Source organism: Falsiroseomonas oryzae (genome assembly GCF_027856955.1).
GTDB classification, from domain to species: domain Bacteria; phylum Pseudomonadota; class Alphaproteobacteria; order Acetobacterales; family Acetobacteraceae; genus Falsiroseomonas; species Falsiroseomonas oryzae.
In genome coordinates this window covers 1-934 of record NZ_JAPSMD010000888.1, presented here as the reverse complement: position 1 = coordinate 934, position 934 = coordinate 1, and the positions used below count along the sequence as shown (strand labels likewise).

At 76.3% G+C, this 934-nt stretch carries 1 protein-coding gene; it reads right to left on the bottom strand.

Translation table 11 applies throughout. The features are described 5' to 3' along the window. On the bottom strand, nt 1-934 hold a 934-nt coding region (locus tag OZN99_RS32470), incomplete at both ends, for a metal ABC transporter permease (protein ID WP_270939303.1).

The window sequence follows — 934 nt, the reverse complement described above, 5'->3', positions numbered from 1 at the left end:
GGACGGAACCCTCGGCGCGCGCCACGAGGCCGCGCAGGGAGAGCCAGAAGGCGAGGCGCCGCGCCTTGCCGCGGCTCCAGCCACGCGCGGCGGCCACCGCACCGATCGGTGCCCAGCGGTCGCCTGCCGTGCCCGGACCGGCGCCCGCGGCTTCCTGCGCTTCCCAGGCGGCGCGCAGGAAATGCTCGGTGTCGGCGGCCAGCCGACGGCGCATGAGCACCCAGAGCCGCGCGACCAGCCCGCGTTCCGGCGCCGCCAGCAGCGCCAGGGTGAAGAACCAGGCGGCCACCAGCACCACCGCGGCGCCGGTCGGCACCTCCGGCCGGATCGCCGAGAGATAGGCGCCCGCCGCGCCCGACACGGCGCCGCTGGCCGCCGCGATCGCCAGCATGCGCGGCAGGCGGTGGGTGACGAGGCGCGCGGTCGCGGCCGGCAGCACCAGCAGCGCCACCACCAGGATCAGCCCGACTGCCTGCAGGCCACTGACGCAGACCAGCACGATCAGGCCAAGCAGCAGCAGGTCCGTGCGATCCGTGCGCAGCCCCTGCACGCGGGCGAAGTCGGCATCGAAGGCGACCGCGCGCAAGCGCTGGAAGGCCAGCAGGACCAGCACCAGGCACAGCGCGGCGACGCCGGCGGCGATCATCGCGTCCTCCGCCCGCATCGCCGCCGCCTGGCCGAGGATGAACTTCGACAGTCCCGCCTGCGCCGCGCCGGGCAGCGTCTGCAGCCAGGACAGCAGCGCGACGCCCGCGGCGTAGAAGGAGGAGAGGACGATGGCGATCGCGGCATCCTCCCGGATGCGCTTCGTGCGGGTCAGCGCCTGCACCGCCAGCACGCCGAGCAGCCCGGCCACGGCCGCGCCGGCGAGCAGCGGCGGGAGGGCGCGCGGATCCGCGCCGACCAGCGCCACGATCAGCGCGGCGACGGCGAC